This is a genomic window from Ferdinandcohnia sp. SAFN-114 (genome assembly GCF_059415045.1).
Map to the genome: position 1 here is coordinate 1 of NZ_JBPFDQ010000078.1, position 25,177 is coordinate 25,177.

At 32.3% G+C, this 25,177-nt stretch carries 26 protein-coding genes and 1 riboswitch; of the genes, 23 read left to right on the forward strand and 3 right to left on the reverse strand.

Translation table 11 applies throughout. The features are described 5' to 3' along the window. The first annotated feature begins 409 nt into the window (after positions 1-409). From ACR65M_RS20555 to ACR65M_RS20580, 6 genes are all read left to right on the forward strand, one after another. Positions 410-730 (forward strand): hypothetical protein, encoded by a 321-nt coding sequence (locus ACR65M_RS20555; protein ID WP_440274258.1) that lies wholly within the window; start codon positions 410-412, stop codon positions 728-730. Beyond that, positions 717-1,439 (forward strand): thermonuclease family protein, encoded by a 723-nt coding sequence (locus ACR65M_RS20560; RefSeq protein WP_440274259.1) that lies wholly within the window; start codon positions 717-719, stop codon positions 1,437-1,439. Before ACR65M_RS20555 ends, ACR65M_RS20560 begins: the two co-directional genes overlap by 14 nt. Positions 1,440-1,731: 292 nt before the next feature. Beyond that, on the forward strand, positions 1,732-1,920 hold the full coding sequence (locus tag ACR65M_RS20565) for an aspartyl-phosphate phosphatase Spo0E family protein (protein ID WP_440274260.1): 189 nt from the start codon (positions 1,732-1,734) through the stop codon (positions 1,918-1,920). Positions 1,921-2,000: 80 nt separating this feature from the next. Continuing rightward, on the forward strand, positions 2,001-2,564 hold the full coding sequence (locus ACR65M_RS20570) for a helix-turn-helix domain-containing protein (RefSeq protein ID WP_440274261.1): 564 nt from the start codon (positions 2,001-2,003) through the stop codon (positions 2,562-2,564). An 18-nt stretch (positions 2,565-2,582) separates the two neighbouring features. Continuing rightward, positions 2,583-3,107: a hypothetical protein gene (locus ACR65M_RS20575; RefSeq protein ID WP_440274262.1), complete on the forward strand. Its 525-nt coding sequence runs from the start codon at positions 2,583-2,585 to the stop codon at positions 3,105-3,107. A 156-nt stretch (positions 3,108-3,263) separates the two neighbouring features. Then, positions 3,264-5,264 (forward strand): methyl-accepting chemotaxis protein, encoded by a 2,001-nt coding sequence (locus ACR65M_RS20580; protein WP_440274263.1) that lies wholly within the window; start codon positions 3,264-3,266, stop codon positions 5,262-5,264. Positions 5,265-5,310: 46 nt separating this feature from the next. Here ACR65M_RS20580 and ACR65M_RS20585 read toward each other — a convergent pair whose 3' ends face one another. Further along, positions 5,311-5,775, reverse strand: coding sequence for a helix-turn-helix domain-containing protein (locus tag ACR65M_RS20585; RefSeq protein WP_440274264.1), 465 nt, complete (start codon positions 5,773-5,775; stop codon positions 5,311-5,313). A gap of 302 nt (positions 5,776-6,077) precedes the next feature. On the opposite strand from ACR65M_RS20585, the gene ACR65M_RS20590 reads away from it, so the two are divergent. From ACR65M_RS20590 to ACR65M_RS20630, 9 genes are all read left to right on the forward strand, one after another. Beyond that, positions 6,078-6,263, forward strand: coding sequence for a hypothetical protein (locus ACR65M_RS20590; protein ID WP_440274265.1), 186 nt, complete (start codon positions 6,078-6,080; stop codon positions 6,261-6,263). A gap of 13 nt (positions 6,264-6,276) precedes the next feature. Further along, positions 6,277-6,663, forward strand: a complete 387-nt coding sequence (locus tag ACR65M_RS20595; RefSeq protein WP_440274266.1) for a hypothetical protein — start codon at positions 6,277-6,279, stop codon at positions 6,661-6,663. Then, positions 6,660-7,226 carry a hypothetical protein gene (locus tag ACR65M_RS20600; RefSeq protein WP_440274267.1) on the forward strand — a complete coding sequence of 189 codons (567 nt, stop codon included), beginning with the start codon at positions 6,660-6,662 and terminating at the stop codon, positions 7,224-7,226. The genes ACR65M_RS20595 and ACR65M_RS20600 overlap by 4 nt, the downstream gene beginning before the upstream one ends. A gap of 332 nt (positions 7,227-7,558) precedes the next feature. Next, positions 7,559-7,843, forward strand: a complete 285-nt coding sequence (locus ACR65M_RS20605; protein WP_440274268.1) for a hypothetical protein — start codon at positions 7,559-7,561, stop codon at positions 7,841-7,843. A gap of 73 nt (positions 7,844-7,916) precedes the next feature. Beyond that, entirely contained in the window at positions 7,917-8,198 is a 282-nt protein-coding gene (locus ACR65M_RS20610) for a hypothetical protein (RefSeq protein ID WP_440274269.1), read from the forward strand. Positions 8,199-8,381: 183 nt separating this feature from the next. After that, entirely contained in the window at positions 8,382-9,653 is a 1,272-nt protein-coding gene (locus ACR65M_RS20615) for a tetratricopeptide repeat protein (RefSeq protein WP_440274270.1), read from the forward strand. Between the two features lie 379 nt (positions 9,654-10,032). Further along, a complete protein-coding gene (locus ACR65M_RS20620; RefSeq protein ID WP_440274271.1) occupies positions 10,033-10,239 on the forward strand; it encodes a DUF4257 domain-containing protein in 207 nt (68 codons plus the stop codon). A 191-nt stretch (positions 10,240-10,430) separates the two neighbouring features. Beyond that, positions 10,431-10,613 carry a hypothetical protein gene (locus ACR65M_RS20625; protein WP_440274272.1) on the forward strand — a complete coding sequence of 61 codons (183 nt, stop codon included), beginning with the start codon at positions 10,431-10,433 and terminating at the stop codon, positions 10,611-10,613. Between the two features lie 763 nt (positions 10,614-11,376). Then, complete coding sequence (locus ACR65M_RS20630) at positions 11,377-11,658, forward strand: IS3 family transposase (RefSeq protein ID WP_440274273.1); 282 nt, start codon at positions 11,377-11,379, stop codon at positions 11,656-11,658. A gap of 60 nt (positions 11,659-11,718) precedes the next feature. Here ACR65M_RS20630 and ACR65M_RS20635 read toward each other — a convergent pair whose 3' ends face one another. Both ACR65M_RS20635 and ACR65M_RS20640 read right to left on the reverse strand, forming a co-directional pair. Then, positions 11,719-13,416: a methyl-accepting chemotaxis protein gene (locus tag ACR65M_RS20635; RefSeq protein ID WP_440274274.1), complete on the reverse strand. Its 1,698-nt coding sequence runs from the start codon at positions 13,414-13,416 to the stop codon at positions 11,719-11,721. A gap of 864 nt (positions 13,417-14,280) precedes the next feature. Next, on the reverse strand, positions 14,281-14,601 hold the full coding sequence (locus tag ACR65M_RS20640) for an EAL domain-containing protein (protein ID WP_440274275.1): 321 nt from the start codon (positions 14,599-14,601) through the stop codon (positions 14,281-14,283). 285 nt (positions 14,602-14,886) lie between these two features. Continuing rightward, a riboswitch (cyclic di-GMP riboswitch) is annotated at positions 14,887-14,971 on the reverse strand. Between the two features lie 795 nt (positions 14,972-15,766). On the opposite strand from ACR65M_RS20640, the gene ACR65M_RS20645 reads away from it, so the two are divergent. The 8 genes from ACR65M_RS20645 to ACR65M_RS20680 all read left to right on the forward strand — a co-directional run bounded on the left by ACR65M_RS20645 (position 15,767) and on the right by ACR65M_RS20680 (position 25,124). Continuing rightward, positions 15,767-18,064 carry an ATP-binding protein gene (locus tag ACR65M_RS20645; protein WP_440274276.1) on the forward strand — a complete coding sequence of 766 codons (2,298 nt, stop codon included), beginning with the start codon at positions 15,767-15,769 and terminating at the stop codon, positions 18,062-18,064. Positions 18,065-18,092: 28 nt separating this feature from the next. Continuing rightward, positions 18,093-18,794, forward strand: coding sequence for a LytR/AlgR family response regulator transcription factor (locus tag ACR65M_RS20650; RefSeq protein WP_440274277.1), 702 nt, complete (start codon positions 18,093-18,095; stop codon positions 18,792-18,794). 338 nt (positions 18,795-19,132) lie between these two features. After that, on the forward strand, positions 19,133-19,843 hold the full coding sequence (locus ACR65M_RS20655; protein ID WP_440274278.1) for an EAL domain-containing protein: 711 nt from the start codon (positions 19,133-19,135) through the stop codon (positions 19,841-19,843). A gap of 430 nt (positions 19,844-20,273) precedes the next feature. Beyond that, complete coding sequence (locus ACR65M_RS20660) at positions 20,274-20,573, forward strand: hypothetical protein (protein ID WP_440274279.1); 300 nt, start codon at positions 20,274-20,276, stop codon at positions 20,571-20,573. A gap of 693 nt (positions 20,574-21,266) precedes the next feature. Next, positions 21,267-21,428 (forward strand): FbpB family small basic protein, encoded by a 162-nt coding sequence (locus ACR65M_RS20665; RefSeq protein WP_440274280.1) that lies wholly within the window; start codon positions 21,267-21,269, stop codon positions 21,426-21,428. Between the two features lie 90 nt (positions 21,429-21,518). Continuing rightward, positions 21,519-23,216 carry a methyl-accepting chemotaxis protein gene (locus ACR65M_RS20670; protein ID WP_440274281.1) on the forward strand — a complete coding sequence of 566 codons (1,698 nt, stop codon included), beginning with the start codon at positions 21,519-21,521 and terminating at the stop codon, positions 23,214-23,216. A 92-nt stretch (positions 23,217-23,308) separates the two neighbouring features. Next, positions 23,309-23,773: a chemotaxis protein CheX gene (locus ACR65M_RS20675; protein ID WP_440274282.1), complete on the forward strand. Its 465-nt coding sequence runs from the start codon at positions 23,309-23,311 to the stop codon at positions 23,771-23,773. 16 nt (positions 23,774-23,789) lie between these two features. Continuing rightward, complete coding sequence (locus ACR65M_RS20680) at positions 23,790-25,124, forward strand: Hpt domain-containing protein (protein ID WP_440274283.1); 1,335 nt, start codon at positions 23,790-23,792, stop codon at positions 25,122-25,124. The last annotated feature ends 53 nt before the right edge of the window (positions 25,125-25,177 follow it).

The window sequence follows — 25,177 nt, forward strand, 5'->3', positions numbered from 1 at the left end:
ATGTGTGACATTAAAGACAAGTTACTAATATTATAATAAAAAGGCACATTCACTTGTCTTTAATTTTACATAGTAAAAGAAATAGCTCACCCTGCTAATGTCCGTTAGATGGTGAGCTTTTTCTTGCTTACTTAGGACCACTGCTCTTCTTGCAGTAGACTGTATGTTGAGAATTGGTTGCTCGAACAACCGATTCTCTTTTTAATATTATGTTCTTATATTTATAATATACCATTTTTTAAAATAAATTCAAAATACTTATTTGTATTGTGTTTTTCCGTAACCTCATGTTAGTATTTATGTATAAATAATTTAATGATTAAAGGGAAAAGCCCATAATGTGTAACGGATAAGGATAAAATCTTGTTCTGTTAGTTCATTGTGGGCCTTTTTGCGTGGAGGGGAAAAAATGACTTCGTTTGAAAATGAGTTATTGAGTAAAAAACGAAATGAAAAAATCGAATTAATTATCAATCATCAAGTCGAAGGAGAAGCATTTATTATCTCTAGTTCACATCATTGGAAGAGGATCGTTTTACAAAATTTCAATCGTATTTATAGGAATGAAATAGGCATCAATGAATTGTTGAAGGTTATGCAAGAACATGGAGTTGTTTTTGCTCAAAAAGATAGCTTGGTTCGGTATCCGGTTCTGGAATGTCTTAATTTTATTGCTAAGCAAAGCAACGAGAAATTAGAAATATCGGAGGTTAAAAATGCAAGGCTTTAAATCAATCTTATTAATTTTATTAATGATAAATATTGTTGCTTGTTCATCCATTGAGAAAATGGATTATCAGGCGCCTGCATCAATAAAGGAAGTGGAAGATTCAGCCGAACCCCCTAAAGAGACTGGTGACAATCGTTTTTCAGTAATCGTAACGGAAAAAATTGATGGTGATACTCTGGTTATAAATTTTCAAGATCCATCTAAGGTACCTTCTTATATTAATCAAAAGAATAATCTAAAGGTGCGAATCCCGGGGATAGATAGTCCGGAATCTACTACGAAAAAACAACTATGGGGTGTTGAAAGTGCTGCATTTACAGCGGAACTTTTAAGCGAAGGGAATGTAGAAGTTGAAGTAGATGAAAAGGCAAAAACAGATAAGTACGGAAGGTACTTGTTCCATGTCTTTGCTAATGGAAAAAATGTAGCTGCAGAATCTATCAAAAACGGATATAGCAGGGTTGCATATGTATTTGATGATTACAAGTATATATCGGAATATAAAGTCTTGGAAGACAAGGCCCGGGAGAATAAGTTAAATATTCATTCTATACCTAATTATGTTACAGCGTATGGTTACGATATGTCGGTTGTAGATGCACTTGAGAAGGAAGAATATACGGGTAATTTGGGAATTAATTTTGATGATATAACCTCAATCATGGAGTTTGTTCAAGACAGCAATCTTCAAGAATTATTTGGTTATTAATTTAGTATTGGTAAGGGAGTGAGTATAAATTTGAAAAAGCCAATTAAAGACACTGATTTCACAATTTTAATTACATATATCTTATTGTATGCATTATTAATTGAACCGCTAATAGATCCTTATCTTAATCCTTACTATCTTACCTATATCAAAAATGCGTATTTAATGTTTGTTGTAGAAGTTTTGCTAATTTTTATCAGTTATTTTTTACTATTAAAGATAGTTTCGCTTATTTATGTATATGTGTTACCAAGAAATTTTCTTAACAAAATTGGGAGGAACGTACAGCGAAATGAAAGGTAAAATTGATGTGAGATTAATTGAACTTTTAAATAAAATCGAGGAAAAAAGGATTCAAATGATAGAAATAGCACTTAAAAAAGGATTAAGTAGCAAAGAAACTGTTGAAATCAGTCACCAATTGGATAAATTGCTTATGGCTTATCATAAAAGGAAATATAAACTGGATTTTAATAATTAACACAACAATGAACGAGTAAAAAACGAAGTTTACTCTTTGATCATCACAACTAGAAATAATTCAGGGAGAGTGAATGGAAAATGAAAAGGAGAAAATGGACAAAAGAAGAAATTGACTTTTTATATGAGAATGTTGGTTATATGAAAGTGCCGACAATCGCAGAGAAACTTGAACGTACGGAACAAGCAGTAGTAATCAAAATGAAAAGATTAGGAATTGCACATACAAGAAATCAAGCGGGATATTTAACAACTCAACAGCTTGCAGAATTATTAAAGGTGGACCCGAAAACAGTAAGACAATGGGCATTAAATCATGATTTAAAGTGTGTAATCAAGGCTACGAGGTTTTCGAGGAAATTTTACTTTATTCATCCAGAGGATTTTTGGAGCTGGGCAGAGAAAAATCGGGAAAAAGTTGATTTCTCTAAGATTGAGCCAAAGACTATTTTGCCAGAGCCTGATTGGGTAGCAGCAGAGAGAAAGATTAAAAAGGACATTAACTATAAAATTTGGACTGTAAAAGAAGAAAAAGACCTTTTAATGATGATGTCGAGTGGTTATTCTTTGAGGGATGTAGCGAGTATATTAGAACGTTCAGAGATTAGTATTCAGAAAAAGTATAAAAGATTACGTATTAATTAGCCCTTATAGGAGGTAGGCATGGGTTGGGTTATAGTTCCATTAGTGATAATTTGGGGATTGTTTGGAATTTGGTTAAAGAGAGGAAAACACAAAACATTAAGTGCCCAGCAAAAATTCGTACTAAGTATGTTTAAAAGAAATCTTTCAATGATCAATAAAAAAAGTTTATTCTTTGATGGGGTACATGAATTTGTTGTTTTAAAGAAAATTAAATGGTCCTATCAACAAGAGAGAGCCCTTTATATAAATGTAGCGACTAAAGATGGCGATTTTGAACATTTGATGTTAATTAAATCTCCTAAGGACTTTTCAAAATTTAAGGAAGGAATGAAAGTAAAGTTTGGATTGGTGAGACACAGAAGTAAAGAACATATATTTCATGCTACAAGAGAATTAGAAAGTGAATTTGCCATACAAGAAATAGTCAAAAGAAATAGAGCAATGATGTATTTTACATCAGCTATATTCACTCTAATTGACTTTACTTTTTATGATATTAAAATTTTTCTACATCATTTAGTAAAGCAAGGGACTGACCGATAATATAATGTGGGTAACGTTTTACCAAATCTATAACCCAAGAATGGTGATAAAAGCATTCTTGGGTTTTGTGTGTGCCCAGCAAGACGTTACTATCTAGTTGGTTAGAGCCCAACTTGTATCCAATTTAAAATAGAGAGTAGAGAGGAATTTTAAAAAATGAAAGACAACAGGAGAAAACTCAAACGATTAAATTTATTGAATTTTACAATCTCAAAAAAGCTATATTTTTCATTCATTTTAATTATCTTATTACCAAGCTTAACAATTGGCATTATGTCTTACAATAGTGCACAAAAGAAAATTAAAGAACAGATGTTAGATAATTCTACAGAAAATGTTGCTCTCTTAGATAATTTTATTAATGAAAACCTATCTTCAAAGTATGCAGATGTTCAGTATTTCGTAAATAGGCTCAATGCTCAATCTTTCGCTGAGTCGGAAATTCAAAACACAATTGAAACATTTAAACAATATTCACTTCTTCATCCTGACATAGTGACTATATTTTCAGGTACCAAAGATGGAGGTATGTATTTATATCCCCAAGCTAGTCTTCCAGAGGATTTTGATCCAAGACAGAGAGATTGGTATAAACAAGCTATTGAAAACCAAGAGAATGCCATTATAACTGAGCCATATGAGGATTTGGCTACTGGAGAAATATTAGTGACCGTAGCGCAAGTGATAAATGATGGTTCTGGTGTTATTGGTTTAGACATTAACTTAGCATCTCTACAAGAGATTACTAATAGTATAAAAATTGGTGAAAATGGATATGCATTTATCCTTACTGCACAGAAAAAATATCTAGTTGATCCAACTCAAGAAAACGGTTCAGAACCACAAGGGGAAACTTATAGCAAATTAATATATGAAAAGCAAAGTGGAATTCTTTTTGATGAATTTCAAGGTAATAAATATGAAACTGCCTTTGTTACGAATGAACTTACTGGCTGGAAAATCGCAGGTGTAATGGAACAAAGTGAAATTGATGAAGCAACTCAAGGAATCCTTCTTACAACCTTCATTGTAGTAATTATTTTCATTGTTATAGGTCTAGTCCTAGCAATATTGATTGTAAGAAGTATCACTAAACCTTTAACAACATTGGTGGATGTTACCGAAAAGGTAAGTAATGGGGACCTTACTCATTCAATAAAGGTGAAAAACAATGATGAAGTAGGACAATTAGGAAAAAGCTTTAATAAGATGTTGGAATCATTGAGAGAACTATTAGCACATGTAGATGAAAAATCACAGACATTAGCAGCATCCTCAGAGGAATTAACTGCAAGCTCAGAACAAAATACCCAGGCGACTGAACAGGTAGCAAATGCGATCCAAGAAGTTGCGGTTGGCACCGATAAGCAGACAGAAATGGTAAGACAAACAACAGAAATTGTTAAGGAAATGTCTATTAGTATTCAACAAATTGGTGTGAATGCTCAAAATGTTTCTCGAACTTTTACTGAAGCACTCAGTATAGTAGAGAACGGTGAACAGGCAATAAATGAGTCCATCCAGCAAATGCAAAACATTAATTCTTCAGTAAGTAACTTAGGAAAAATTATTAGTTCATTAGGTGAACGTTCAGAAGAAATTAATCAAATTGTAAATGTTATATCTGATATAGCGAGTCAGACGAATCTTTTAGCATTAAATGCGGCAATTGAAGCAGCTAGGGCAGGGGAACATGGAAAAGGATTTGCTGTTGTAGCAGATGAAGTCAGAAAGTTAGCGGAACAGTCAGCAAAATCTACGGAAAGTATTCGCCAACTAATATCCACTATACAAGAAGATACAAAACAAGCGGTTGATTCAATGATTAAAGGTACAGAAGAAACCGAAAAGGGTATAAATGTTGTAAACCATGCAGGAGAATCATTTACGCAAATTCAACAATTTGTAGATATTGTGACCTCACAAATACAAGAAGTCTCAGCGTCGATTGCCCAAATGACGCAAGGGGCACAACAAGTGGTGGAATCGGTGAGTGAAATAGATGAGATTGCTAGGAAGACGACTGGACAGGGACAAGAGGTTTCTACTGCAACAGAAGAACAATTAGCCTCAATGCAAGAAATAGCATCTACGGCAGCTTCATTATCTTTCATGGCAGAAGAATTACAAGAAGCCGTTCAAAAGTTTAAGCTTTAAACAGTTATTTAATCGGATATGAAATAGGGGATGGTTAGTTTAAAAGCTAACTATCCCTTTTTATATATCGATTATTTTTTTCTAAATACAATACTTCTACTAACGGAGGACAGCCTAAAACAAACCATATTTTTAAGAAATTCTCCAAGCTTGGTTGATGATTATTTTTTAGGATCTCCGATAAATTTGATTTTGAAATACCAGTCTCTCTTTGAATATTAGCTTGAGACATTTTCTTCTGTTTTCTTACCTCATCAAATCTATTTTTTAAAGTAAAATCTCTTCCAGGATTGGCTAGATAACCCGCTATAGATTTAATGTCTTTTGTTGCGTTATAGATGGTCAAGTACTTATACAAACCCGCTTTAATTATGTCTTCTGCAGTTGTAAGATTTCCCTCATTATATTCATATTTAGATTCTACGTTGAGATAATTCACCAATTGCTCGATTTCTTGTGAAGCTTCCTTATTGACAGTTATGGTATATGTTACTTTTTCCTCAATAGTCATAGGTTTAAAACCTCCTAAATTCGTACAGAATGATTAACAAGCAGCGATAGAAAGGGGTTTTTACTGTGTTGTGTTTTAAAAAATCTAATTCAGACAAGATCCGTGATGATATACGTGATGGCCGAAAACTCGGTTAATTAATATATATATTCTTTGAAATGAAATAGACTTCCTTCTTTTTGAGGGAAGTCTATTTTTTTGTTCGGAAAACAGGCCCAAAATTTAGGATTGAATTATGGAATATTAGCTGATTCGCTCTCATATGAATGTATCGTAAAGGGAAAACAAAGGGGTAAATTTAAATGAATAAAATCAAAAGCATAAAATTTAATCTAACGAATCCTGATGAACAGAGATTGTTTGAATATGCTTCTAGCAAGGAAAATTTTTCAAAATTTATAAAAGGACTTATTGAGAAGGAAAGTAGGCGTGAGAGTTTGCCTGTTTATCGAAGCAACAAAGAGGGAGTTATTCAGATTAGATTGTAGGGGGGAGTTAGGAATGGGTAATCTGAATCCTATGTTCTCAAAATCTGTAATTTTACAGTATGAGAGGAAGAGAAAGAAAAGAAATGACGCTAAGACAGATATAAAGGTTTCGGTTTCATCAGAACAAAAAAAGGCACTGAGGATATTGGGGTTTTGTGAAAAACTAAGTATTACTCAATATGCGAGTAGATTAGTAACCGAAGGTGTATCAAAGGATTATATTCAATTTGCGCCGAGGACATATTATTCAAAGGACTATGAATTTGTTCATGTGAAGTTGGAACAACCGTTTTATGAGAAACTTGTTCATTTATCGGTTAACTGGAATTGTAGTGTTCGTAAGGCTGCGCACCGAGTTCTTATTAATATCCTTAAAGAACAAAGGGGGATTCAAATATGAATATGCCAAGAACATATAGCAGACTCGATTTAATTCAAGAGGAATTGGCTAAACTAGAGAATAAGAGTTTCTTAGATAGAGCCCTACATATTCTATTGAGTACCAAGCATGTGTACCTAACTATTCAATTACCAACTCAGCTCATTGTCCGAGCAAATGTATTGTGTGAGGATATTACAATAATTGGTGAATTAGAGAAGAAGTTTCATCTTTCCGATTTAGGAAGTGTGTTATTTTCCGACTTTCTAAATGTGGTAAGAAAAGAGGATAATTTCGATGCTTTGTATAAAAGATTACAAGTAAGGAATCAAAATAAAGTGGAGATCCACCAAAAAGAAGATACATTTTACGAAGAATCCGATGGTTTATCCGATGTGAGAATTAGATTGGAGAGAAGAGATGCATTAAGAGGGGAAGTTGTTCTTTCAGACCTGTCTAATTTATATCCAACCCATACCTTTCAATTGGAATCTTTATTAGAGCTAATCCTTGTAGATTTCTTAATTGAATATCAACGAGGAACATCTAAAAACGCGGTGAAGAATATTTTAGATAAAATTTAAAATTGTAAGGTAAGAGTTTTGCAATGGAAAACCAGTAAACTGATGTATATCGTTTTCCATTACCACGGATATGCGGGAAATTTTTAAAATATGTACCAATAATTACGACGGTATTACTCTAAAACATACAAGTTTTTATATCAAATGCTGTTAGTATTACGAGGTATTTACCGAAATATTACCCGCATAAAATAAACTACCCAGAATAAACACTAGAAGTTACATTTTCTTCTTTAACTAGGTAAAAAATTATATCTAGGTTATAGTCATACAACACGGTTAACCAGCATATAACGTAGTAATACTCTTACTATGAAATGAGGTATCCTTTCATGATCGTGAACCCACAGCTCCAATCTTATTACACTGATAAATCGAAAAAAACGACTGTAATGATAATCTCAGGTATATTTACCCCATCATCTTTTGAATCTTTTGATTGTAAAATAACCATGAAAAAGAAATTTTCTAGTAGTAAATGGGAAATGGAGGATATATGCATTTTAAAGATAAAACGAAATCGGTATGAGTCAATTCATTCTCTTTATAGCTACATATTATTAGATAAAATAATGATCGAAATTTTTGAAGCAATCACTTTGGATATAGGGGCTTAAAGAGGCAAATTTCCTTCTAAATCTTTCAAATAAGTGATAATATTTAATAAAAGACTGGAGGTGCTCGATTTTTATGATATTCACTGAGGACCAGAGAAAAGTTTTTACGGAACTTAAAGAAAATATGCTTGCAGCTACTTCACCTGAAGAAGTGAAACTATACACCAATCAAATACATGAACTACTTGATCTGATAGAAAAAGAAAGCCCTAATCCAAAAATGGCTATGCCTAAAGAGATTAGGAAAGAATATGAAAAATTAATCGTGCATCTACAGGACGCTACCAGCAGTAAAGAAGTACTATATTATGAAAATAAAATACATGGTTTATTAGATAGATTAGAACAGAAATAAACATGTTGAAACGAACACTCTGATTGAAGTAGAGTGTTTTTTATTTTTTTCAATATCTATAGCTTTATTGTTATTATTGGATAACTTTACTTAAAAAGAGGAAAAAAGTACTACAAAATAGAAAGTATATGGTAAATTATTATTTACAAAAAGGAAAATAGAGTATACCAAGGGGCAAATTACATGTTTATTGGAACTAGAATCAAATTACTACGAAAAGAAAGAGGATTAACTTTAAAAGAATTATCAGAAGGAATCATGTCAGTACCCTACTTAAGTAATATTGAAGCGGGAAAGTTTGAACCAAACAAAGAGATGTTAAAAAGTTTGGCCGAAAGACTTAAAGTACCTAAAGAATACCTGCTTAACCACTCTGTAGCTAGTCAAGAAGCAAGAGAGGAATTAGAACAATTATATTTATTAGCAGCAAACGATTTTATGAAAGCTAAAGATTTAATAAAAGAATATTCTAAAGACAAATTCCGTTATTCTGCTGTGTATCATGAAATTCTATTTAAGATAATCTATTGTGTTTATTTATATAAAATAGGTGAGTACGAAAAGGCCACATCCTTAAATGTTAACTGTATAAGCCATTACATTAAGGAAGATCAAATTGATCGTGTCCCGTTTAATGGAAGACTTGCTTTTTTATATTTTTGGGGGGTTTCAAACTATTATAAAAGAAATCTAATCAGTAGCTTAAAATATTTTGAAAAGCTTATTGAAATTTTACCATTAGGTAACAATTTTAGACCAAATGCATTCTATAATATGTCTGCAATTACATATGAGTTAAGACGTTATAATGAGTCCTTAAAGCATGCAAAAAAGTCTTTAGAGCTTCATATTGAAAATCATAATTGGATTAAAATTGGAGAATTGTACAATTTTATAGGGGTAATTTATTGGGAAATAGGTGATTTAGAAGAGGCTAATAAGTATTTAGATAAATCTCTTGAAATTGCCGAGTTGAAAGAAATAATAACACTTAAACAAAGAATAGTACATAATAAAGGTCTTATAGCTCAAAAAGCCGAAAAATATTTTGAAGCAATAGAATATTATTATACAACCATTGCTCTACGAAAAGAGACAAATAGTCCAGACTTACTATGCTCTTATTTGGGGATTGTAGAATGTTATTTGTTGCTAGATGATATAGAAAAAGCTAATGAAATAGCTAAAATAGCCCAAAAATATATAAACAGTGAATCTGACATGTATAGATTTGAGCTACAACATGCGGAGATATTATACAAAATAGGAGAGAAGCAATCCTTTATTGAAAAAATAGAAAATGTAATAAATTATTATGAAGAAAATCAAAACAGACAAGAATTAGTAGGATTGTATCAAAAAGCAGGAGATTACTACTTCCAAAATCGAAAGTATAAAGATGCAGCAATTCATTATCATAAAGAATTAATAAATCAAGAGGAGTTGAATCGTTAAAATGAGAAAGAAAATAGTTGATTAGTAGTTATTGCGGTCCTAGGTATTGGTGGAACTACATCTTTCACTAAAACCTTTTTAGCTGGTTCTAAACCAGATATCGATCCAATTAATATAGTACAGCCTGACTTTGAGTAATTAATGGTTTATTTCAATATTAATTCACGATGTAATTTAGTCATAAAGATTTTATTTTAGTTTTTTTGGCAACCTTTGATGTAGGTTAGCGGTGACTTAATAAACAATAGCGAACTTTGGTTCGATGTGTTATCACACAAAAAGTATGTCTTTTTTAGACTACTGGTGTGTTATCAATCGTCCCAAGGTTCGCTTTTTTTGTTTGAAACTACTTTAAATTTGCGAAAGGGGATGTTTGTCTATGTTAATAACGTTTTTAACAGCAGGATTAGTAGGAGGTATCACTGGAGTTATTTCTCATTTGGTGAGAAATGGAAAGGTATTGGTATTTCCAAAAATGAGAGTTAAACCTCGTGGGATTTATTTAGGATTCTTAAGTGACTTCTTAATTGGAGGAGCAGCGGCAATTTTTGCTGTTACCTACTTAGTGCCTAACCCAGAGAAATGAGAACGTTGATTGGTATTTCAAATTTAGCAGGTATGAGTGTTGAAAATGTACTTTTACAACTCGAACTAACTACTGAGAAACAGAAGAGTGAAAGTTTAGACCGAATTAACAAACGGTTATAGTAGGTCTATTCTTCCCTCCGTTTTGGGAAGGAATACATATTATTCAAATGAAAGAGAGGATCCTATGAAATGAAACTCAAAGCATTTCTAACGGAAGAAGAAGGTATTCAGATTGGGCAATTGAAACAACAAATGTTTGATTCTGTTTCATGGAGTGAGGTACTTTATTATGAAAATCAAATTCATGGTATCTTAGATCAAGCAGAACAAAGGTTAAATAATAACTCAGTTGGAGTGGCAATAAAAGGATAAGTTTCAGGCGCGCCAATGTCCTTAGTCTAATACTAGAGGCAATTAGAATTAAATTATTACCCTAATTGCTTTTTTCCTTCCTAAATTAAAGGGAAAAAGTTTATTATGATTGATCAATGAAAAGGAGAAATTGTATTACTAATGAGGAAAAAATTAATCTTCCAATTGATGTTTAAAGGAAGACTATTAGTATTAAAACTTGTAGAAGTATTAGGTTCATGACAAAATGATGCAAAAACTATTGATTTTCATCCTAAATAAAGCTTGTGAAGAAATGTACTTAAGTTATCCAGGTGCTTCCGCGGAAAAACTAAATGAAAAATAGGTTTCGGATGTTACAGAATTTAAGTTATGCCAGTTAAAAAAGTCCTATTTAAGTGCGATTCGTGATCTTTATGGATCAATTTTAAGCTATATTTTTTAGGACATTCCGATAATAATCAACTTGTATTCAAGACGCTTGATCAAGCTACAGTACTATTATTAGCTGGGGAACATCCACTAATCCATAGTGACGTGGGTTCCATTACACATCTAAAGGATTTAAACGAAAGAAAGATCGCGAAAATGACACAAAGTATGTCACGAGTTAGTCGCTGTATTGATAATGGACCAATGGAATCTATTTTTTTTGAACACTGAAATGTGAGAAATATTATTTGCATAAATATAAGGCATTTGAGAAGTTACTACTGCGATAAATGAGTACATCCATTTTACATAATCAGAAAGGAATGTTTCTAAAGAGGGCGAAGTTAGAGTAATGAAATTTGTTTATCCAAGAGTATTAACTGAAAAAGAACACAATCGGATGGAGGAAGTGATTAGGAAGGGTATTTCTACATTCCTACAATCTATTGATCAATCCCTCATTGATTGTGGTTTGTTGGATAGAAGTTTGGATAAGGTTTTCCCTTGTACGAATGAAGAAGGCAATAACTTTTATAATCACAATAGATATCAAAAACGATTAAACGACCTTAGCCCTATGGAATATAGAGCTAAGCCGCTTAAATCCTTTTTATTATTTCCACTATCTATTTGACAGGGGGCAGTTCAAATTCGCAATGCCTTTAAATGATTTTTTCAAAGTACCTTTCTAGGATTAAACTTTAAATCTACTAACCGTATTCTGGAGCTCTTCCGCAAGGTTTGAGAGAGCATTTGCAGACGCTGATATTTCCTCCATAGATGCAAGTTGTTCTTCTGCTGAAGCCGCGACATTTTGTGAGTGCATAGATGTTTCATTAGAAACATGAGAAATTTCAGTTACAGTACTTGATACTTCTTGAATACTTGCTGTTACTTCTTCTGTTGTGGCTGCCATGTCATTAATTTGGTGAGCTAACTTCTCCATATAAGTAAGGATCTCATTAAAATTTTCTTCTGTTTGTTGAACAATATCTAAACCATCTTTAACATCGTATGTTACTTGTTCAATTGATTTATTTGACTGAATCATATCTTGTTGAATATCAGAGATTAGCTTAGAAATTTGTGAAGAAGATTGTCTTGATTGTTCCGCTAATTTTCTTACTTCATCTGCAACCACGGCAAATCCTTTTCCGTGTTCTCCTGCTCTTGCTGCTTCAATGGCTGCATTAAGCGCTAATAAATTCGTTTGTTCTGCTATTTCGGAAATTACGCCAGATATATCACCAATTTCTTTGGAACGCTTATCTAATGATTTAAGTACTGCTCCACTTTCAGTTACAGACAGGCTGATAGAATTAATTTGTTTCACGGTTTTATCTACAAAATCCCCGCCTTCTTTTGCTTTTTGAGTAGCTTGAGAACTAACTTCTGAAATGAAAGATGCATTTTCAGCAATTGATTGGACCTGTGTTGCTACTTCATCTAATGAACTCGCACTCTCTTGTACACTTGCGGTTGAATGTTCTGCTCCACTTGCAACTTGCTGAATAGATTCTGTAATTGTTTCTGTTGCTTTACTGGTTTGTTCACTACTAGCAGTTAATTCCTCAGAGGAAGAAGCTACTTGTTCTGAAGCTATTATGACCTCATTCATCATTTTTTTAAGGTTCTTAGTCATGAGGTTGTAACTCTTAGATAGGTCTCCTAATTCATCACCTGAGTTATCCGTAATTTCAGCTGTAAAATCGCCATTACCTGCTAATTCAAGAGCATTTGAAACGGAATGTAACCTTTTCTTAATTCTTAGTGAAAATAGTATAACTACTAACGTTGAAAGGGCAATTACTACAGCGAGAATGATTAGGAAAGTTACTAGGAAACTTTTTAAGATCTTTTCAATAATAGATTGCGGAGCACCTACATATAACATCCCTATAGGATTTTCATTTTTATCTAATAAAGGCATATAAGCAGTTTGATATAGTTTGCCTGCTACATTAGCCTCTCCATAGTAATTTTCCCCGTTTTTTAAAACTGATTCTACCACTTCTTTTGATGCTTTTGTTCCAACAGCACGTTCATTATTAGATATAACATTGGTAGTTAATCGAGTATCTTCTAAGAAAATTGTTACTGTATCACCTGTGTCTTCACCAATTACATCAACAATTTCGTAATTATCATTCATGAGAGTTGAACCTTTATAAAGTTTATCGCCTTTTAACTCCCATTCACCTGGGTATATGCTATTTAGATATCTGAAGGATAGATTAAGGTCCCCGTTTGCTTTTTCGGTCGCAAATTCCTCAATACCTTTTGTGATTTGATAGTTAACAACTACACCAACAATTGCCGACAAAGAAAGAATAATAGCTATAACAAGTATATTGATTTTTGTACCTAACTTTAAATTTGTAAAAACTTTCATCATTTACACTCCAATGTTTTATTTTTCTGTACTCTAAAATAATTTCTCTACTTGTTCCCTAATAATTTTTAGACTTGATAATTGATTGAACAATCTCGTTATATTAATAATTGGTATCAATTGTTCATCAGTTTAATTATTCTTTCTAAAGAGTTTTTGAGGTTTCCATATCATTAAATGGGACAATATCATCATTTGAAAGCTCTAAAATCTCCTTAGAATGATTAACTAATAGACCAATATGTATATCATGTGTCTTAACCAAGATAAACTTTGAAGTTTCTGATAGAATGGATTAATTGCTAAACAATAACTGTTTCATATCAATAGCGGGGACGACCTCTTCACGTTTTTCACTATTGCCCTCATGTACTCAGGGGCTTGTTTGAAGTATAGTAGTCATAATTGCTTTATCTATTGAAAGAACTCCATGAATAGGTAAAGCAAAATCTCCTTGTCCACTTGGATAATGACAAATTTTTGCATTTTAGAATTCTCCTATATAGCGTTTTAAATTGAGAATTATATGGTAATTTAAACAAAATAAAAAACACCTTCAACCCTTTGTCTGGCTAACAAGGACCAAACGTGTTATTAGCAAGAAGCAGGGACTCTGCCTTACACCAATTTCACATATTTTATATTAATATTGATCAGAGACAGGAACGCTATCCTAATTCAATATTGTAGTGTTTTAGTATTTAATTTAATAGGTTTACTTAATAGATATCCTTATGCGTACTGTACTCCCAAATTGGAAGCTGTTTCTAGATCAGTTTTTCTTTCTATACCTTCTAAAATAATATTGCTCCCTTACTTTTCATAAAAAAATTTTTAGTAAAAGAAATAAGTTCTTGTTTATTACTAATGCAAGGTTTTAGAAAAATAACGGTCTAATTTTAAATAAGGGGGCTCTAGTTCCATAACGTTCTTGATATCAGGATATCCTTTTCCATAATCATCAATTACGATTCTGAATCCTAGTTCTTTTAAAAGATAAATCCTCTCCCTAAAGGTTTTATATTGTTCCACAATTTCAGATTCCGAAATTTCTAGAATAGATTCTTGTTTAAAAAGATAATTTCTAACGATGGTCATAATGAATTCTAAAAATGTATCATGTAGAATTGTGGAAGGTAAAATATTAAGAAAAAGTTTGCCTTCTTCTATTGTATAACCAGTCAAATGAATATGTTACTATCGCCTTTTCGATTGATAATAAGTCTAACTCATAAAGCAATCTATTTATTTTTGCGTTTTGAAAGATATTTTCTGGACTGGTATTATCTCTCGTTCTAAGAAGAGCTTCAAATCCAAATGTTTTTTATCAGTTAGGTTGAAATACAGGCTGAAAATGATGAAATATTTTTCCCGTATATTTCCTTTTAATTGACATATTTGATCACCTCCTTTATTTTCACGATAAAAAGAGAACCTGAAGAAAATACAGGTTCTCTTGAACTGTTTCCTCATGGCAGCTAGGCTACCATAGCATTACTCCTTTAGGCCCTTAGCTTTGCGTCCTTACCTTTCGATAAGTTTGCCTTTATCTGATATTAAACATTACGACTTTTAGACTAGTTCTACAGTACTATTATACTAAGTTTCGACAAAATTCCAATAGTTTTTACATAAAAAGACAAAATAAAATGGATAATAGGATTTTATTGTTTTATCAAAGAGTAGTGGTTGGTGGTTGTTGTGAAGAATGAAAAAATAAAAAGCGGTTCTTTAAAAATACTTTCCGTTGTATCAGAACCTAGAGGATCACCAGGACATTGAAAGTGGATGTACAAATGGGAATGTTGTTCATAAAATAAAAAGGACACAGAAGTAACTTCTTCAACTACCATGAAAATAAACATCTCTAATTACAAAAAGAGACAACATCAAAGAGGACCCTCCTAATTCGTAAAAAAAGAGAGCTATTATTCATTGATTTATAGATTGAACCATTATATACATCTTAGGATATTTTCATTCTCTGTGGTGAAGAGCTGATTTTTGCGATTCACGGATGGCTAACTGTGCTGGTTAGTTCAATAAGAAAAGTAGGATTTGACTTGGATAATATAATTAAAAAGCAGAAAAAGGATGATTATGAGGAGAATTTCTCGTTCTAATATACAATACTTGGAAGTTGTGTCTAATAAATGTACCTAAAAATAGTTTCCTCTTATCGACATTGATTGTCCTAGCCCTAGTTTGATGTATTATAACTAAAATAACCGGTATAATTCCATAATCTAATTATGGACATAGGAATGTGTGTTACTTATAATGTAAACACTCGTTATAATGTTATATTTTTATAATTTTAAGTAACTTTTATAAAACAGGAGAATTTAAAGTGGGTAAATACTCTAGAGAAATAAAACAAACTTTTTCAGATACAGGTATGGTTTACAAATTTATAAAAAAAGACAATTGTTTTATCCACACATTTTGTGATGGAGAATTGTTATATAAATTAGGTTTTGAGCCCAGGGATATAGTAGGTAAATCGTTGTTTGATTTTTACCCGGAAGACTATGCAGCTGAGAAATTGGAATATTATAAAAAATCATGGGACGGGGAACATTGTGTTTTCGAGAGTTTTATAGCTGGTTTTAGCTATATTTGTACACTAAGGCCTGTGTTTCAGCAAGGAGACGTAATTGAGGTAGTTGGTACCAGTATCAATATTTCGGATAGAAAAGTTCTCGAAGAAGAAGCTCAACAAATCGAAAATTTATCTCGAACAGTACTTGAAACAATGTCAGAAGGGATTTTTCTTGTAGAGAAATGCAACCAGAATAATAATGTTAAAGTCACTGCGTTAAATCAAAATGTAGAATTACAGTTCGGTATGAAGTCTGGATATTATAATGAAAGTACATTACTATGCATGGGTTTAAAATTTTTAAAAGAGGATGGAACAACTTTATCTTTTTTCGAATTGCCAGGAATTGTTACACAGGAATTGGGAGTTTCCTTTAACAACTTTATTATGGGGAAAGAGCATGAAAATGGTGTTGTGAGCTGGTACTCTGTAAATTCAAAACCACTTAACTATCCTTTGGAATATGGAAAAGGTACTCTTGTATCTTTTAAAGATATTACATTCCAGAAGGAACAAGAGATTAAATTATTTGAAGCACATGAGTACCAAAAATTACTACTTAATACGTTAAAGAGTGGGGTGGTTGTTACTGATTTACAAAGAAAAATAACTGCAATCAACAGATCAATGCTTAAAATGTTATGTTTAGATGGAGATTCCAATCAGTATGTTGGGACCTATGCACCAAATTTACATTATCTATTTAAAAAACCAGACGTATTTTTAAGCTTTCTTAATTCTATTAGGGCAACCAAGCAATACTCAGTAATTGAACTGGAAACAGTGAATAATAAGATTCTAGAATGTCACTACTTACCTTTATTTATTCGTGGGAAATTTAACGGGGATATCTTCGAACTAATTGATATTACCGAACACAAGATGTTGGAGCTTGCTATAAAGAAATCTAAAGAAGAAGCCGAAAAAGCAAATAAGGCTAAATCCGATTTTTTATCAAAAATGAGTCATGAGTTAAGAACACCATTGAACGGAATTCTAGGATTTGCTCAACTTCTCAACTTAGAAGAAGGATTAGATGAAAACCATCAAGATTCCATTCAAGAAATATTAAAAGCCGGAAGGCATTTGTTAAAACTAATAAATGACATTTTGGATTTATCTAGAATTGAGACTGGAAATTTAAAAGTGAATACAGAAGAAATTTATTACGATAGCGTTTTGGAAGATTGTATTAAATTACTTCAACCATTGGCAAACAAAAAAAACGTTACTATCATTAACCAAACGAGTCGATTTAAAACGATAGCAATTGAAGGGGATTCCATTCGTTTAAAACAAGTATTTTTGAATCTGCTTGATAACGCAATTAAGTATAATAGGCCAAATGGAAAAGTCTTTATTAGTTGTTATTTAGAAAAAGACTACGTTATTTTTAAAATAAACAATAATGGGTTAGGTATTCCGTTAGAGATGCAAAAAAGAATATTTGATCCGTTTATTCGCCTTCATACTACGGAAGAAGGTACAGGAATTGGACTTTCTATAACAGAACAGCTCATAAAATTAATGGGTGGTAAAATAGGGGTAAGTAGTAGAGAAATTGAAGGAAATGAATTTTGGTTTTGTCTACCTATTTCCAATCAATCAATTAAAGAACTACAGGAGCCTAATGAAACAAATAATAAAGTTTCATATAAAAAACTTCCAAATGCGTTTCAAATTTTTTATATTGAGGATAATGCCTCGAATCGTCGATTAATAGAAAAAATTATTTATGGAGAACCTTCATTATCGTTGTTATCTGCAAATAATGGGATGGAAGGTCTAAGGTTAATCAATATAATCGAACGTAATCCCGATATTATCTTACTAGATATGAATTTACCTGATATAGATGGGTATGAAGTATTAAAAAGAATACGGCAAAATGATAAAACAAAGAATATTCCTGTGGTAGCAATAAGTGCAAATGCCATGAAGGATGAAAGGAAATATGCATTAGAAAAAGGGTTTATTAAGTATTTAACCAAACCGATTGATGTTCAGGAACTTTTAGCTACATTGTATAGTATCCTAAAATACTAGTCTAATTAGTTATTAGGGGGAGTAGTAAGTGCGATTGTTAATAGCGGAAGACGACTTATCTTCCAGAAAACTTGTAAAGAAGTTAATCGAGAGGTTTACTGATTATAAAATTGTGGCCGAAGCCACTAATGGAGAAGAATTAATTAAAATGGTTATAAGAGAGAAACCAGATGTAGCATTAGTTGATATAGGTTTACCTTTTTTAAATGGGATGGAAGCTATTAAATCGTGTAAGGAAGTAATTCCAAATTTACATGTTATTTTTATTACTGGTAATGATGAATATGCAATTGAAGCATTTAATATTAATGCAGCAGATTATATCATGAAACCAATCGAATTTCCTAGATTACTTGAATCACTTGAAAGGGTGAAAAAGATTAATTCAGAAGATCTTAATACTAAGAAAGACCTTATGATTAAGTATAATAGCTGTTATATCTTTATCCCGATGAGCGAGATCATTTTTATTGAAAAAAACGATCGTAAATCTGTCATACACACTACTAAGGGGCAATACGAAACTTACGAGTCGTTATCTAATCTTGAAAACATATTAGACCAACGTTTTCTGACATCACATCGCTCAAATATAATTAACATGGACTTACTAGATAGAATAGAAGCAGTAGGGAATATGTATTTTGTTTACTTCAAAAACTATAAAGAAAAGGCTAAAATGACCAAAAGCAAATTTCATATTTTACAAAAATATAAAGCATCTATTTAAAACTCAGCAAAAATTGCTGAGTTTTTATATTTTTATAGAATATTTGATTGAGTAATCAAAAATGATGTATGAAAGTACTGTAAAGGTGTTTGAAGATGATAAATTTGTGGCTGAATATAATTAGACAATATTTTATTATCAAACTATTATTGTCTAGTGTCTAGTACATTAGTCTCACCATAGATTATAAAAAGTATTCGATTCTTACTTTACGACTAGGTCGAATCTATTGAAAACTACCACGGTAGTCAGGTTAAAGAATAGGCCAAGAAAAGATGACTCCCGTTTTATTTCGGTGGAGCCGTCTTTTATTTTCAAGATTGAAAGGGGGTTACAAAATGTTTAATAATTTTGTTCAGCATGAACTATTTTCACACAGTTTTCAACCCATCTTTGATATCCAAACATGGACAAGGATAGGGTTTGAAGGTCTTCTTAGAACGTCATATTTCGAAAATATTGACGATACTTTCAAACTAGCGAAAATAGAAAAACAGCTCTATGAATTAGATTCACGTTCTATCCGTAAAGCGGCATTGACCTACTATTCTGCAGGGTTTACCAAAAAGGACGGTTATTTATTTTTAAATGTATATCCATCTACCCTTACAAATAGAAACTTCCTACCATTTATTAGAAAAACAATCGCCGAGAATACCCATTTTAATACACAAGTTATCTTTGAAATAAGTGAAATGGAAGTAATTACTGATTTTTCAAGTTTAAAAAACAATATCAATCAATTAAGATCCGAGGGATTTTTATTTGCCATTGATGATGTTGGAAAAGGAAACTCTAATGTAAAACATATAATCGAGTTGGACCCAGACTTTATTAAATTGGATAAATATTTTTCCAATAACTTGTATAAGGATTTGAAAAAACAGGAATTTATTAAGAGTATTATCCATTACACTAATAATTATGAAATTAATTTAGTATTGGAAGGGATCGAAACCGAGGTGGATTTAGCAATGGCAAAGGCCATCGGGGTCAAATACGGCCAAGGTTTTGTATTAGGAAGACCAAAAAGCTTAACAGTGGTTTAGATTGAAAAATATTGAGCTATATATTATTTTATCAACCTTGATATAAACTTTTTTATTAATCTTATATACCCGTAATTAACGAAACTATTGTAAAAAACTAGAGAATAGTTAAATAATAAAAATTTTTCAACCTCTATTAAATAAAATGTAACTTTATTCTAATTAATTTCGCTTATAAATCTTTAGGGAAATAAAAGAATAGGAAATTTTATGAGTAATCGAGGATATTAGTATTGGGGTCTTATGTTTCTGAATTCTGTTGAATCTCCCGTAAAATAGACATACTTCGGTAAAGCAAGCGATTAATAAGTCATTTTTCATTGATATCTTCAAGGAGCTATTTCAGTATGATTAGAAATTTAAATTTCTAGGTTAGTAAATTAAGTTTTAATTCAAAAATGTTAAGGTTTTAACTATTAGGAGGAAATATATGGGAACAATTTATTTAGAGAAAGTGAAAGAATTAGAAATTAAGGTAAACGCCTATAAGGAGATTAGCGAACGCTGTGAAGCCTTTAGGGAGGCAATAACAATAAGTACTCTTATTAAAAACACCCAAACAGGGGCTATTTTAGCGGTAACAAACATGCCCAAAAATGAAATATTCTTCATTGCTGGAAACTTAGAAACCGGCGATGAAGAAAAATACTACTATTTAAACAAAGATTGGGAAATATTTGAGAATAATGATATACGAGGCCAACATAATATCCCTATTAAGATAGATTGATTTTAGAAAGTTGTATCGGACATAAATAAAGAAAAAGATAGGAACAGAATTTCCTTTTTGTTGAGTAGAAGGAAATCCTGAATCAATTATTAAAAAAGCTAAAGTAGAATATCGCCTATACCAATCTGATTAAGCTTCATAAACATTAGCTTTAATAATTATTTTTCTAGTGACTCTCAACTAAGGACGGAATGCTATTTGTTTATAATTATCCATCTATGATTCTGCATACATAAAACCATGTATTTTTTAATTTTAATTAAATCTATTCCTTCCTAATCTTAGGCAACAAACATACTGTTTTTTAAATTGTAGTTTCCTAAAAAATAGAAGATACGAGTCTGTTAAAAAGCGCGAGTAAGATTCTTAAAAAACGAGATTACCAAGTTAAATTTCATAATTTGGGCCAAAAATGGGAATCTCTTTTATCAATTTATTGAAACTGGAGCCTAACCATTTAAAGTTATAAAGGTACTTTCCTATGTTACTACCTAAATCAAATAGAAAACAAAAAATGACTTAATTGTTTTTACAATTTTTCGCTAGAACAAATACAAAGTAATTATTGAAGGAATTGAAACAAACAATGATCTTTGAAGTACCAGTAACTTTAGGTGCGGGTTTTGTCAAGGGTATTACCTTTCTAAATCTTAGCCTATTATATAAATCTTAAAATAGTAGGAGAGGTCGATATTGTTAAAAAAAGGAGAAAATTTTCAAAAACTTGTTGAAAAAAATCGAAAAAGGATTCTGGAGGATAAAAAGGAAATGGAGAGAATCGATTTGCTGGTGGAGGAAAGGCAATCAAAAAATACAACTAATGACAAAAGACAGAGTCCTGCAAAAGATTCATAATGAAGATACATCAATTTTGATACAAATATAGGTAAGAATGGAATTATTAAAAATCACAGGTTTATTAACTAGAAAAGAGATGGAAAGGTAATGAAGTTATTGAAAGTAACTGTTGGAAAAAAACTTTTCTTAGGGTTTGGTGTAGTTCTAGTGCTTTTATTGATTATGGCAACCGCCTCATTTGTAGGGATCTCTAAGACTAAAAATACTTATGAAGATTTGTTGAATGATCGTGTTCAAAAAATAAATAAAGTCCAAAACATGATTATTGTTTCTAAGAATATTCAATTATCGAATCGTGGGTATTTGTTATATAAAGATGACCAATCTGTAAATATGTTTGATAAATCAGTTTTGGAATATCAGAAACTAAGTAAGGAATTAGAATCCGAGTTACATCGTACTGAGGATAAAAAGTTAATAAATGAAATGAACCAATATGTGGACCAATATATAGCGTTGGCTATAAAAACGATGGATCTTAAAAAGAAAAATGATGATCGTTATTTAGAAATTGCCTCAACTGAGGGACCACCGATATTAGCAAACTTTGAGAAAAAAACAGATGAAATGATAGATCTCCAAACCAAAACACTTAATGACACCAGATTTGACGCTCTTAAAACGGTAAAAGACACTCAACATGTAATGTTAATCATTGGTATTTTGGCTGTTTTGGTTGGATTAGGAATTGCTTATTTTATAACTAGGTCAATTTCTAAACCTGTTAGAAGTATGGCGATAGTTGCCGGGAAGTTTGCTGAAGGAGACTTAACCCAAGAAAAAATACATGTAAAAACAAATGATGAAATTGGAGATTTAGCGCATGCCTTTAACGATATGGCATCAAACCTCAGAAGTGTTATTCATCAAATTAGCCAAGATGCAGAACAAGTGGCAGCAGCATCCGAGGAGTTACATGCAACATCAGCTCAAGCAACAGAAGCAACGAATCAAATTGCATCTTCCATTCAAGAGGTAGCAAGTGGTTCTGAAACCCAAGTGACTAGCTCGCAAGAAAGTGCTCAAGCTATGGAGGAAATCTCGATAGGAATTCAACGAATTGCGGAATCTTCTTCCACTGTAAAAGACTCCACCCAGGAAGCTAGTACCTTGTCTGAACAAGGAAATGAATTTATTCAAAAAGCGATTCAGCAAATGAACACCATTGAAACTGGTGCACAAAACACTTCAGTTGCGCTTAAACAATTAAATGATCGCTCCAAAGAGATTGGTCAAATTATAGAGGTAATTACAGGTATTGCTGACCAAACCAATCTACTTGCATTAAATGCAGCAATTGAAGCCGCACGAGCTGGTGAACATGGTAGAGGATTTGCTGTTGTCGCAGATGAAGTACGAAAATTGGCGGAACAATCCAAAACTTCAGCAGATCAAATTGTCCACATCGTTCAAGAAATTCAAAGGGATACACAAGTGGTGAACGATGATATGGAAAAAAGTACACAAGAAGTTGTTGTAGGTAAAGAAGTGATTCACCAAACAGGAGAAGCTTTTGGGCAAATTATAAATGCGATTGAACTTGTAAATGTACAAATTCAAGAGGTGTCAGCTACATCTGAACAGATTTCAGCAAATACTCAGCAAGTAGCAGCATCTGTTGAGCAGTTAGCACATATAGCGGAATCGGCTTCAAGGGAGTCACAAAGTGTTGCGGCTTCTTCACAAGAACAATTGGCATCTATTGAAGAAATTACGGCATCATCAGAATCATTAAGCCAATTAGCTCAGGAGTTACAGGGAATTGTCTCTAAATTTAAAATTTAATCCTAATTTTCTACCAGTAGAGTGGTAGCACAATCTATCACTCTACTTTTTTATTTTATAACTAAGGTATTCAATGAAAGGGATGTTGGAAGTTGGCAGTAGACGTTAAACAAAGAAATAAAACGGTTTTGGAATTATTAAACGGAACGCTTGGGGCAATAAAAACCGTTGTTCCTTTCGATTATGGGCTAGGTAAACCATTTTTATTAGAACAATCATTGCAAATATCATTTGGTGTCCTTATTGGATTTACAGGCGACGTAAAAGGAAAATTTGTTCTTAAAGGGAATGATTCTCTCTTTGGGTCTATCGGTGAAACCATGTATGGTATGGCTTTAGAAGGTGAAATGCTATCATCGTTTGCGGGTGAATTAGGGAATATGATTGCTGGGGGAATGGCAACAAACCTCGCAGAGGATGGTGTACTTACTGATATTACCTCTCCTACAATTATGAAAGGTGATACAGCTTTGTTAGGATTTGAAAAGGCAATTGGAGTAACCCTTTCCTATCCTGATATGGGTGATATGGCCATTTATTTAGTACTAGACAACTAGAAAAAGGGTGAGATTCATGGATACGGGTGAATACTTAGAATTGTTCCTTGATGAAAGTCGGGAACATTTACAATCAGTGAATGACAATCTTCTTTTATTAGAAAAAGATCCACATGAACGTAAGATTATTAATGAAATTTTCCGTTCCGCTCATACATTAAAAGGTATGTCTGCAACAATGGGATTTCAAGACATAGCGTCTTTAACCCATCAGATGGAAAATGTACTGGATAAATTACGAAACGAAAGTTTTGATGTGAAAATAGAGGTTATCGATACACTATTTGAAGCTTTGAACGCATTAGAAGAAATGGTGAACGAGATAAGTGAAGGAAGAGAAGGAAAAAAAGATGTAACCGAACTAATTTCAAGATTAGAAATAATGGAAAAGGGGGATTGTGATTCTTTAGACTACACAAAAAGAAAAAAGGAGTTACAACCTTACTCAAAGATAGTCCTAGATCAGTATCAATTATCTGTTGTATCTCAATCTAAAGAACAAGGTTACTACGCCTATGGAATTACAGTTCACCTATCTGAAAGCTGTTTGTTAAAAGCTGCACGGATTTTTATGGTATTTGATATTCTCGGTCAAATGGGTGAAGTCATTAAGTCAGTTCCTACCGTAGAGGAATTAGAAGATGAGGAATTTGAACAAACGTTTTCAGTCATTTTCTTGTCAAAAGAATCAAAAAACAATATTCAAAACAGTCTCCTGAAGGTTTCTGAAATTGAAAAAGTGGAAATATCCCTAGTTGATACAAAAAATACGAAAGAAACTATGATGCAGCATGCTGTTGAAGTTGAAGAACCCATTACAAAAAAAGAGGATAGAAAATCAAAACTGTCTTCTAAAACCATTCGTGTCAACATCGAGCGTATTGACCGTTTGATGAATTTGTTTGAAGAGCTTGTCATTGAAAGGGGGCTAATTGAAGACCTTTCAGTCAAGGTAAAAAATGATGAATTGGATAATGCAGTCAAGCATTTATCAAGAATCTCGCAGGATATGCAACAAATGATGTTAGCGATGAGAATGGTACCTGTTGAGCAAGTATTTAATCGTTTTCCACGTATGGTGAGAGAATTATCAAAAGACCTACATAAAAATATCTTTTTGGAGATTAGTGGGGCAGATACAGAATTAGATCGTACTGTGGTGGATGAAATCGGTGATCCTCTTGTTCACCTTCTTCGTAATTCCATTGACCATGGAATAGAACTACCAGAACGAAGAACAGAAATTGGCAAGAAACCAGAAGGGCAACTTCTATTAAAAGCCTATCACGCAGGGAATCATGTTTTTATTGAAATTGAAGATGATGGTAATGATACTATGTCAAGAAAATAGACACAGATTTTTCTACCGCGCTTTCGCTTGGTAGCCTTCATAAAAAAGTTTAA